Origin of the sequence: Devosia sp., from assembly GCF_041917035.1 — a bacterium.
GTDB lineage: Bacteria > Pseudomonadota > Alphaproteobacteria > Rhizobiales > Devosiaceae > Devosia_A.
Genome location: NZ_JAYRYM010000141.1, coordinates 1 through 10,596, shown reverse-complemented (window position 1 = coordinate 10,596; position 10,596 = coordinate 1). Strand labels below are relative to the sequence as shown.

7 protein-coding genes and 1 pseudogene are annotated in these 10,596 nt (G+C 66.3%); 2 read left to right on the top strand and 6 right to left on the bottom strand.

Translation table 11 applies throughout. The features are described 5' to 3' along the window. Positions 1 to 601, bottom strand: a pseudogene (locus ACE3TU_RS14335) (excinuclease ABC subunit A); the annotation flags it as partial. Between the two features lie 534 nt (positions 602 to 1,135). Here ACE3TU_RS14335 and ssb point away from each other — a divergent pair. After that, complete coding sequence (gene ssb / locus ACE3TU_RS14330) at positions 1,136 to 1,636, top strand: single-stranded DNA-binding protein (protein ID WP_374625324.1); 501 nt, start codon at positions 1,136 to 1,138, stop codon at positions 1,634 to 1,636. Positions 1,637 to 1,963: 327 nt separating this feature from the next. Here the strand turns inward: ssb and ACE3TU_RS14325 are convergent, their stop codons facing one another. The 5 genes from ACE3TU_RS14325 to ACE3TU_RS14305 all read right to left on the bottom strand — a co-directional run bounded on the left by ACE3TU_RS14325 (position 1,964) and on the right by ACE3TU_RS14305 (position 7,643). Continuing rightward, positions 1,964 to 2,374, bottom strand: coding sequence for a HEPN domain-containing protein (locus ACE3TU_RS14325; protein WP_374625322.1), 411 nt, complete (start codon positions 2,372 to 2,374; stop codon positions 1,964 to 1,966). Further along, on the bottom strand, positions 2,355 to 2,723 hold the full coding sequence (locus ACE3TU_RS14320) for a nucleotidyltransferase domain-containing protein (RefSeq protein ID WP_374625320.1): 369 nt from the start codon (positions 2,721 to 2,723) through the stop codon (positions 2,355 to 2,357). The genes ACE3TU_RS14325 and ACE3TU_RS14320 overlap by 20 nt, the downstream gene beginning before the upstream one ends. Before the next feature lie 113 nt (positions 2,724 to 2,836). Next, on the bottom strand, positions 2,837 to 4,708 hold the full coding sequence (locus ACE3TU_RS14315) for a diguanylate cyclase domain-containing protein (RefSeq protein WP_374625318.1): 1,872 nt from the start codon (positions 4,706 to 4,708) through the stop codon (positions 2,837 to 2,839). A 113-nt stretch (positions 4,709 to 4,821) separates the two neighbouring features. Next, the gene (locus ACE3TU_RS14310) at positions 4,822 to 5,349 is read right to left on the bottom strand and encodes a hypothetical protein (protein ID WP_374625316.1); all 528 of its coding nucleotides are present in this window, start codon (positions 5,347 to 5,349) and stop codon (positions 4,822 to 4,824) included. Continuing rightward, positions 5,346 to 7,643 carry an RND family transporter gene (locus tag ACE3TU_RS14305; protein WP_374625314.1) on the bottom strand — a complete coding sequence of 766 codons (2,298 nt, stop codon included), beginning with the start codon at positions 7,641 to 7,643 and terminating at the stop codon, positions 5,346 to 5,348. The genes ACE3TU_RS14310 and ACE3TU_RS14305 overlap by 4 nt, the downstream gene beginning before the upstream one ends. A gap of 260 nt (positions 7,644 to 7,903) precedes the next feature. Between ACE3TU_RS14305 and gyrA the strand changes: the two genes are divergently transcribed. Then, positions 7,904 to 10,596 (top strand): DNA gyrase subunit A (gene gyrA, locus ACE3TU_RS14300; protein ID WP_374625312.1); only part of this gene is annotated, 2,693 nt, incomplete at its 3' end.

The window sequence follows — 10,596 nt, the reverse complement described above, 5'->3', positions numbered from 1 at the left end:
TGTCGAGGTTGGGCGCATCCTCGATGTCGTGGAACTCGCCATCGATCTTGACGCGCTGAAAGCCCTTGCGCATCAAGTCGTTGAGCTCGCGCTTGTACTCGCCCTTGCGGCCGCGCGCGATCGGCGCAAGCAGGTAGAGGCGCGTTTCCTCGGGCTGCGCCATGACGATATCGACCATCTGCGAGATCGTCTGGCTCTGGATCGGCAGGCCGGTCACCGGAGAGTAGGGAATGCCGACGCGGGCGAAGAGCAGGCGCAGGTAGTCGTAGATCTCGGTGACGGTGCCCACGGTGGAGCGCGGGTTGCGGCTGGTCGTCTTCTGCTCGATCGAGATGGCGGGGCTGAGCCCGTCGATCTGCTCGACATCGGGCTTCTGCATCATCTCGAGGAACTGCCGGGCATAGGCGCTCAGCGACTCGACGTAGCGGCGCTGGCCCTCCGCGTAGATCGTGTCGAAGGCCAGCGAGGACTTGCCCGAGCCGGACAGGCCGGTCATCACGATCAGGCTGTCGCGGGGCAACCTCAGGTCGATGTTCTTGAGGTTGTGTTCCTTGGCGCCACGGATGACGAGGTCGCGGTTCGGGTTGGGTCTGCTGGCCATGAATATTCCACCTGGGAGAGGCGCGACCATACGGCCACTCTCTGCCAAATCGTGTCAGGGTTTCTCGACGCGGCCACCATTCGCCCATCCGGGCGTCCGGCCGCTGGTGCGCAACTTAATCACGTCCGATACGTCCCTGTCATCGCGTCGGATCGATCGCCGGCGGCAGGTCGATGGGAACATAAACAGAACGATTGGGATTCGGTCAAGCGCGGACGCCGGCTGCCGGGCGCGCCCGAGGCGGACCATCGAACTCGCCGCGGCCCGCAGGGCGATGGAAAAGCGCGCGAGCATGCAACCAAGGCCGCGACGCTTCGCCTGGCGCGACGCCTCGCCGGGCGCGGAACGGAGGGCCCGCCGATGTTGCCGGCAGGGGCTTGACTTGTCCCGGCATAACGGAACATAAAGAGAACAAACGGTCGAACCTGTGGGCGAGCGGCGAAAGCAGCGGGCGGACCGCGATGGAGAGCGGTAGGATGCGCGACCGGTTTGGACCGGGTCACGGATCCGGGAAAGCATGAAAAGGAAGATGCCATGGCAGGCAGCGTGAACAAGGTCATCCTGGTGGGCAATCTGGGGAACGAGCCCGAGGTCAGGAACCTGCCGAGCGGCGGCAAAGTGGTCAACCTCAGCGTCGCGACATCCGAGCAGTGGCGCGACAAGAGCACCGGCGAGCGCAAGGAAAGGACCGAGTGGCACCGGGTGGTGATCTTCTCGGAGGGCCTGGCCAAGGTCGCGGAGCAATACCTGCACAAGGGCAGCAAGGTCTACATCGAGGGCCAGCTGCAGACCCGCAAGTGGCAGGACCAGTCCGGCCAGGACCGCTATTCGACGGAGGTGGTGCTGCAGGGGTTCAACTCCAACCTGACCATGCTCGACGGACGTGGCGAGGGCGAGGGCGGCGGCGACCGCTCGGGCGGCTTCTCAGGTCCCCGCGAGTCCTATGGCAGCGGCGGCGGCCGGCAGGAGGGGCGGCGCCCCAGCTCCGCTCCGGCCTTCGAGTCGGGCGGCATGGACGACGACATTCCGTTTTAGACCGGGGGCCCGCGTCGGGGCAGACGCGAACCGCCAAGGTAGGTGAGCTATCGTGAATCGGGCCGCTTGTACGGCCCGTTCCTGCAACTTTGTGCGTGGCGTTGATCCGGGTTTTTCTCGCTGAAATCCGCAGTCTCCAGCGGAACTGCCTGGAACAGGAAGTTGCTGGTTCTCGTGCAGGCAACATCACATTTCCGAGTTCCGGCGAGCGTTGTGTGATCTTTGGGGACGCCGCACGGGATCGCCCTAGAGGCCCGTCAGTCTACCTATCAAAGTGACTGAGCGAGACGGTCCCTTGCCGAACTCGATGGCGCAGCGCCTCCGGGGCTACAGACCGGTGCCGTTCGGCGTGTTGGCCGACCCATAGACATGGGTCTTGACTAGACCGATGAACGTCCGAGCATCATCGAGACGTCGGTCGATCTCCTCTTTAGGCAACTCCTTGGGTAGCCTGCCGGCGGGGTCGGGATACCGAAACCTCGTCGATGCCGAGGACTGATAGTTCTGCTCTTCGATAGCTTGCCGAAGCGGGTGATCATCGGGCAGCAACGCGCCGATCTGGCCGATATTGTGGGTCGTGCCAACCTCAACGCCCTCGAACACGCAAACGGCCCGGGCGGCTTTTTCCACCGCCTGAGAGATGTGGTAGGCGGCAGGACGCGGGGGTGTCGTCGGCTGTGAGGCCAACTCGAAATCCTCTTCCGCAAGGGTGATCAGGCTATCGACCTTCTCGGTCATAGAGCCTCACACCATGGGTGATCACTTCGCGGATGAGGCCGGTGGGATTGACCGCTTCACGGTTGAAGTCGTCCTCGCGGCAAGGCACGACATCACAACCGACACCTGTGCTCAGCACGGGAGCGTAGACACGATCATAGTCGAAGCCAGCTTCCCCGTCGCTCTCTTGCGTCACGACCAGCAGGTCAAAGTCGGAGTCAGGACGGTGGTCGCCGCGAGCACGCGAGCCGAACAGGTAGACCGAAACGGGAGAGACCGCTTCGACAATGCGGCCGACCACGACACTCAACGCTTCCGACTCGGAAGAGTAGGAACCGGTGTTCGCGGCAATGTTCGAGGTGGCGCTCATCGTTGCCAGGCTCCTGTGCGCCCTAAAGTAGGCCCTGGTGCATCAAGGTTCAACTGCGGGGCGCTCGAGGCACATTCCTTTCTGGACCGGGCGGCGGGGAGGTTGGCGGGCGACTACCCGGCGAGCAGCGAGGTGCGGGTGGCGAGGGGCGCCGCGACGCACTGATTGCGGCCTTGCGCCTTGGCGTCGTAGAGCGCCAGATCGGCGGCCGCCACCAGTGAGGTGCCGTCGCGCCGGGTTGCGGGGTCGTGCTGGAGTTCGGCTACGCCGACGCTGACCGTCGCACAGCCCCAGGGCAGGTTGCGTGCGTGAACGATGCCGAGGGCCTGGATGTCCCGGCAGATATCGTTGCCGAGCTTGCGGGCGGCGTCGAGCCCGGTGTCGGGAAGCAGGATGACCAGCTCCTCGCCGCCATAGCGCGCGGCCAGGTCCGAGGGACGCCGACCATGCCGGGCGATCACCGCGGCCATGGCCCGCAGGCAGGCGTCGCCGGCGAGGTGGCCGTAATCGTCATTGAAGCGCTTGAAGCGGTCGGCGTCGATCATCAGCAGCGAGAGGGGCCGGTGGCCGCGGTGAGCGCGCGCCACCTCCCGATGCAGGGCCTCGTCGAAGGCGCGGCGATTGGCCAGCCCGGTGAGGCCATCCACCCGCGCCATGTCGGCCAGTCGAATCTCGAGCAGCTTCCGCGCCGTGACGTCGCGCGTGACGCCGACGACGCTCGGCTCCTCCGGCGTGCTGTCGGCGGCCATGCGCAGCGCGGTTTCGAACCACAGCTCGCGACCATCCTTGTGACGGATCCGGTAGGTGACGGTTTCCTCGCCGGAGAGGCCGCTGCGCAGTCGCCGCGCGGCAGCCTTGACCACATGCCGGTCCTCGGGGAGGACGATATCGAAGGCGCTCTTGCCAACCACCTCGTCGGGCCCGTGTCCGGTCATCCGCTCGAGGGCCGGGGAGCAGTAGAGGCGATGACCGTCGGCATCGAAGCGCTCCACCAGATCGCTGGCGCTCTCCGCCAGCAGGCGGAACTCGGACTCCTTTCGGGCGAGCACCGCCTCGCTGCGATGCCGGCGCCAGATCTGGTCGGCAAGGCGCAGCCCGCCGATGGCCAGCGCCACCACCAGCAGCAGCGTCACGGCCAGCCGCTGCATCGCCTCCTGCAGCCAGGGAGCCAGAACGTCATCGACGGAGCGAGCGACCTCGACGACCACCGGAAACTGCGAGGCGGCGCTGCGCGCGGTGATGCGCTCGACCTGATCGGCAGACGAGCGCAGCACCTCGGCGCCGGAGGGCGGAGCCCCGGCGGCGAACGCCAGGTCGGATGGCGGAGGCCCGGTGCCCCCGCCGGAGTGCGCGAGCAGGCGACCCGACGTTGCGACGAGCGCGATATAGTCCCGGGGCCCCAGACCGAGCCGCGCGTAGAAGTCGCCGAAATGGCGCGGATCGACCGCGGCGACGACGAAGCCGGCCATGTCGCCGGCCGCCCCGGCGACACCCTTGACCAGCGGGATGACCAGCCGGCCGTCGGGGGCGAGCCGAACCGGATCTCCCAGCATCGGCGCGAAGCCCTGGCCGGCCGCCAGCGTCGCGACAAGCGGCCTCGAGGCCTCGGCGGGCAGGGGGACGCCCTCGCTCGACGCCAGCCAGCCGCCATCGGCATCGAACAGGTACAGCGCCACGACGCGGGAGCTGACGCTGACGCTCGATCGCATCAGCTCGGCGGCGCGCCCGAACAGCTCCAGGCCAGGCTGCTGCCGGTCGAGGCTGCGGGCCACCGCGGTCGCGGCGGCCGAGGCCATCTCGAAGGTGTCCTCGGCATGCTGGCGGGCGGCGTGGGCGAGCCCCATCACATCCTCCCGGGCATGGGCGAGAACCGCGCTGCGCGAGGCCCATTCCCGCCAAGCCTCCAGCGCGAGGATGATGAGGCAGATGGCGGCGACGTAAAGTGCTGCCCGGCCGCCCAGCGATTTCTGCAGGCTCTCAAACACACTTCGACCGCGCGCTCATTGGCGACGCGGTCGAAGCTGACATGCCGACGTTAACGACGGGCCAAGATGAAACACTGCATCTTTGGCAGTGCCCCCCGGTGCCGGTGCCGTTGTTACTTGTTGAACGGGACGTCGGCGCGAAGGCTGTCGCCGGTCGCGTTGAAGACCACGCTGAAGCCGACATTGATCTTTTCGGCGGACAGCACGATCCGCGCGCTGACGGTCAGGTCGTTGCCAGCCTCGTCCTTGTTGCGCTCCTTGAGGTCGAACACCACCGTGTTGCCCTGGCGCTTGCCGACCGCGAGTCCGGAGAAGCTGACGTTGGAGGTCATGGCGGCTTCATAGCGCCGGTTCGCGTCGCTGAAGGCGAGCGAGCCATTGACCGACAGGGTCGTGCCGGCGAGCGTGCAGCGACCGGAGTAGTTCACCTTGTCCTGGTTGCCCTCCGAGAGGGTGAGCCGGCACACCACCGCTTCCTTCTCGGCTCCGATGAGCTCGCCGCGACCTTTCCAGCTGCCGATGTAGGATTTCAGCAGGTCGACGTCCGCCTTGGCGGCAAGAGCCGGCGTCGCCGCCATCAGGGTACTCGCGAGCAGGCCGGCGAGCGCGACGGATCGCGTCAGGGGGCCGAACAGTTTCATTTCTTTACGCCTCCAAGTGGATGAAAGAATCGCCCCCCGGCGACCAGCAGAGACGGCAGGATGAAGACGTCGCCGATCAGTGCCAGAGCGAGGGTTATCACAAACAGGGTGCCGAACAAGGCCACCTGCGGCAGCTCCGAGAACATGACGATGGCCGTTCCGGAGCACAGGATCATGGTGGCGGCAACGATGGCGCCGCCGATTCGCTCCATGGTGTGCTTGATCGCATCCATGTGGCTGTGGCCTTCCTCGCGCCGCGAGTGCAGGTAGTGCGACAGGAAGTGCGTCGTGTCGTCCACCGCGATGCCGAAGGCGATGGTGAGCGACAGGACCGTGGTCAGCTGCAGGCCGTTGCCGCCGAAGTAGAGCCACGCCTCCGTGCCCAGGATCGGGAACAGGTTCGGGATGGCGGTGGCGAGAGCGACCCGCCAGGACATGAAGGCGAGCCCGATCAGGAACAGGTTGACCACTACCGAGATGGTCAGATCGAGCTGCAGGCCGCGCACGATGTTGTCGGTGGCATAGGTGGTCATCACCCGGAAGCCGCCGACCTCGGCGCCCTCGATGCCGGCCGCGCGGATATCGGACTGGATGGCCTCCTTGAGGTGCACCAGGTCGTCCGAACTGATGATGAGCGGCATGAACCCGGTCACCAGCGCCTTCATGCCGTCGTCGGTGACGAATCGGCGCTTCAGGTCACCCACGGCGTTGAAGATCTGCTCCCGGGTGAAGCCGCTGTCGGCGTAGTGGGTGAAGGCGGCGGCCGAGATCACCTTGTTGACGCCCAGGTGCTTCTCGACGATCTCGTGCACGAGCTTGACGCGCTCGAAGTCCTTGTCGCCGACGTCGGCGATGCCTTCCTCGAGCGGCACGCTGATGTAGATCGGCGCCACCCCGCCGACACCGTCGTCGATGCTCTCGGCGGCGGCCAGCGCCTGCGAGTCCTTGGACATGAAGTCCTCGAACGAGAAGTGCGGCTGGATCTGCGAGTAGGGGACCAACAGCAGGACGGTGCCGATGACGGCGGCGCCGGCGATCAGCCGACCGAACTTGCGCGCCACCAGCCAGGCCACCGGGATCGGGGCGGTGATGGCAAAGCTCGGCTTGGGCGCCTTGAAGCCCAGCCGGACCGCGAGCTTGAGCAGCAATGGCAGGAACGTCATCAGGCAGATGAAGTTGGTCAGCGAGGCGACCGTGCCGGCCAGCGAGAACTCCTGGATGCCCTGGCCCGGCGTCAGCGACAGCGAGGCGAAGGAGACGAGGGTGGTCAGCATGGTGAGGGCGCTGGCGGGGCCGACGACGCGCACCGTCTCGTCGACAGCCTTGTAGGGATCGACGCCCTCGCGCCAGTACGCCAGCCAGTTGAAGATGAAGAACAGGCTTTCGGCAAAGGCGATGACCAGGACGATCGTCGTGACGATGATGGTGAGGAACGAGAACGAGCCGAAGCCGAACACGATGATCCCCATCACCCAGGTCACGGCGATGAAGGGCGTTGCGGCGACGAGCACCGCGCCCCAGAAGGAGCGCAAGGCGAACAGCGCGATCAGCGCGCCGAGGCCGAAGCCCCAGATGGTGAACTTCACCTGGTCGTTGACGGCGGCGCCCAGCATCTCCGAGGTCCAGATCGGCGGGCCGGTGAGTTCGACGCTGAGATCCGGGCCGGCATAGTCGGCGGTCAGTTCCCGCAGTTCCTTGATCATCGCCTTGGTGCCGTTGGCCTTCACCGCCGGCTGGTTCGGGAACACGATGATGACCACCCCGGAGAGGTCCGGGTTGATGAGGTTCCGCATCATCGGATCGGTCTGGTACAGCTCGGTCAGGGCGGCGCCGACGGCGACCGGGTCGGTCAGGCCCTCGGGCACGGCGGGCAGGGTGGTGCCGTCCGGGCCGGGCTTGCGCAGGGTGAACGCCGACATGGTGCCCGAGACGTACTCGGAATTGCTGAGGTCGAGCGCCATGGTGCGGATCGTCTCCAGCACCTCCGGATCGGTCAGCTTCGGCGTGGTCACCAGGATGTTGATGTCGTTCTCGAACGTGCCGAAGGTCTGCGACAGATGCTCGTAGGCGTCGTATTCCGGCCCGGAATGGGCGTAGACGCGCAGCATGTCGCCGTCGACGCTGATGCGCGGCAGCTGGATGGCGCAGAAGATGGTGACAAGGACGACGAAGGCCCCCAGCGCGCGGGGGTAGCGCAGCGTCAGGTGCCCGAGGAATTCAAGCCCGAAGCCGATGGACCGATTGTGGCCGAAGGCCCATTTCCACAGTCGCGATCCCAGATGCTCTTCGGACAAAAGAATCAGCTCCCCGGCCACCCTCACGCGGCGTGGCGCGGACTACTAAGGCCTCAAAACGCGTCCGTAAAGTTGCGAGACCCCAGCGAAGCCCCCGAAAAGCCGCGTTTCCGGCCCATTCGTGATGCATATCCACGCCCCGCGCAGGCGATAGACGTGGAAGATCGCCGAATGCGGAGCGTATCCAGTCCGCGCAATTGGTCTAGCCGCGAGGAATCGCATAGACCCACCACAGCCCAGTCAAACGCGAAAACGTCCCCGTGACCGACAAGACCGAAGACACCCCCGGCGCTCCGTTCGCCTCGGACATCGCCCCGATCTCGATCTCGGACGAGATGCGCAAGTCCTATCTCGACTACGCGATGAGCGTGATCGTGAGCCGGGCCCTGCCGGACGTGCGGGATGGCCTCAAGCCGGTGCACCGGCGCATCCTCTACTCGATGCACGATCAGGGTCACGTCTGGAACAAGAGCTATGTCAAGTCGGCCCGCGTGGTCGGCGACGTCATCGGCAAGTATCACCCGCACGGCAATGACGCGGTCTACTTCTCCCTCGTGCGCATGGCGCAGGAGTTCTCGCTGCGCGTAGTGCTGATCGACGGGCAGGGCAATTTCGGCTCGATCGACGGCGATATGCCGGCCGCCATGCGCTACACCGAAGTGCGCATGGAGAAGATCACCGGCTCCATGCTCGAGGACATCGACAAGGACACGGTCGACTTCAAGGAGAACTACGATGGCTCCGAGCAGGAGCCGACGGTGCTGCCGGCGCGCTTCCCGAACCTCCTGGTCAATGGCGGCAGCGGCATCGCCGTGGGCATGGCCACCAACATCCCGACCCACAACCTGGGCGAGGTGATCGACGCCACGCTGATGATGATCGACAATCCCGGTGCGCTCACCGAGGAGCTGATGCAGGTGCTGCCCGGCCCGGATTTTCCGACCGCCGGCATCATCCTCGGCCGCTCCGGCATCCGGCAGGCGTACGAGACCGGCCGCGGCGCCATCCTGATCCGCGGCAGGGTGCATGTCGAGGAGATGCGCAAGGAACGCGAAGCGCTGATCATCACCGAGATCCCCTACCAGGTGAACAAGGCGGCGATGATCGAGAAGATCGCCGAACTGGTGCGCGACAAGCGGATCGAGGGGATTTCCGACATCCGCGACGAGTCCGACCGGACCGGCATGCGGGTGGTGATCGAGCTGAAGCGCGACGCCGTCGCCGATGTGGTGCTCAACCAGCTCTATCGGTTCACCCCGCTGCAGAGCTCGTTCGGCTGCAATTTCGTGGCGCTCAACGGCGGTAAGCCGGAGCTGATGAGCCTCAGGCAGATCCTGGCGTCGTTCGTCGAGTTCCGCGAGCAGGTGGTGACCAGACGGGCCCGGTTCCAGCTGAACAAGGCCCGCGACCGCGCCCACATCCTCGTCGGCCTCGCCGTCGCGGTGGCCAATGTCGACGAGGTGATCGCGCTGATCCGCACGGCGCCCGATCCGACGGCGGCGCGCGAGCGCCTGATGGAGCGCGACTGGCCGGCGCGTGACGTGGCGCCGCTGATCGCGCTGATCGACGACCCGCGGCACCGGATCAATGCGGACGGGCGGTTCAAGCTCTCCGACGAGCAGGCCCGTGCCATCCTGGCGCTGACGCTTAGCCGCCTGACGGCGCTGGGGCGCGACGAAATCGGCAACGAACTCAACGGCCTCGGCACCGATATCGCGGATTTCCTCGATATCCTGCGCTCGCGCGAGCGGGTGGTCAGCATCATTCGCGCCGAACTGACCGAGATCAAGGATGCGTATGCGACGCCGCGGCTGACCACCATCGACGAGGCGGCAGGGGACTTCGAGGACGAGGACCTGATCGCCCGCGAAGAAATGGTGGTGACGGTCACTCATGGCGGCTACATCAAGCGCGTGCCGCTCTCGGCCTACCGGGCGCAGCGGCGCGGCGGCAAGGGCCGCTCGGGCATGGCGACGCGCGACGAGGACTTCGTGTCGCGGCTGTTCGTGGCCAACACGCACCAGCCGGTGCTGTTCTTCTCCTCGCTTGGCCAGGTGTACAAGCTGAAGGTGTGGCGGCTGCCGATCGGCGAACCGCAGACGCGCGGCAAGGCGCTGATCAACCTGCTGCCGCTCGACGGCGGCGAGCGCATCACCTCGATTGTGCCGCTGCCCGAGGACGAACGCGAGTGGGAGGCGCATGACGTGATGTTCGCCACCTCGACGGGCGGCATCCGGCGCAACAAGCTTTCCGACTGCGTACCACGCACGACGCTGGGCAAGCGGGTCATGGAGTTCGACGAGCCGGGCCAGTCGATCATCGGGGTGGAGCTCAGCCACGAGACCGACGACGTGCTGCTCACCACGTCGCTCGGGCAGGCCGTGCGGTTCCAGACCTCGGACATCCGGGTGTTCGGCGGCAACGGCTCGACCGGCACCTCGACCGGTGTTCGCGGGATCAGCCTCGGCGAGGGTGACAGCGTCATCTCGATGTCGATCCTGCGCCATGTCGACGCCACCCCGGCCGAGCGCGAGGCCTACCTGAAGCAGTCCGGAGCGATTCGACGCGCCGCGACCGGGGAAGAGGTGGAGCCGGAAGCCGACACTGCCGAGGACAGCGAGGAGGGTGCTTCCAGCGAGGCAGCGACCATCGACGAGGCCCGCTACATCGAGATGGGTGCCGCCGAGCAGTTCGTGCTGACCATCACCGACCAGGGCTTCGGCAAGCGCTCCTCGTCCTACGAGTTCCGCATCTCCAACCGCGGCGGCAAGGGCATCAAGGCGACCGACCAGACCAAGACCGCCGAGATCGGCAACCTGGTCGCCGCCTTCCCGGTGGAGGATGCCGACCAGATCATGCTGATCTCAGACGGGGCCCAGCTCATTCGCGTTCCGGTCAACGGCATCCGGTACACCAGTCGCGCCAGCAAGGGTGTCCGGGTGTTCCGCACCGC

Bases quoted from the DNA above. Each gene is read 5' to 3' on its own strand.
- ACE3TU_RS14310 (WP_374625316.1), bottom strand. From the start codon at position 5,349: ATGAAACTGTTCGGCCCCCTGACGCGATCCGTCGCGCTCGCCGGCCTG.
- ACE3TU_RS14325 (WP_374625322.1), bottom strand. From the start codon at position 2,374: ATGACCGAGAAGGTCGATAGCCTGATCACCCTTGCGGAAGAGGATTTC.
- ssb (WP_374625324.1), top strand. From the start codon at position 1,136: ATGGCAGGCAGCGTGAACAAGGTCATCCTGGTGGGCAATCTGGGGAAC.
- ACE3TU_RS14320 (WP_374625320.1), bottom strand. From the start codon at position 2,723: ATGAGCGCCACCTCGAACATTGCCGCGAACACCGGTTCCTACTCTTCC.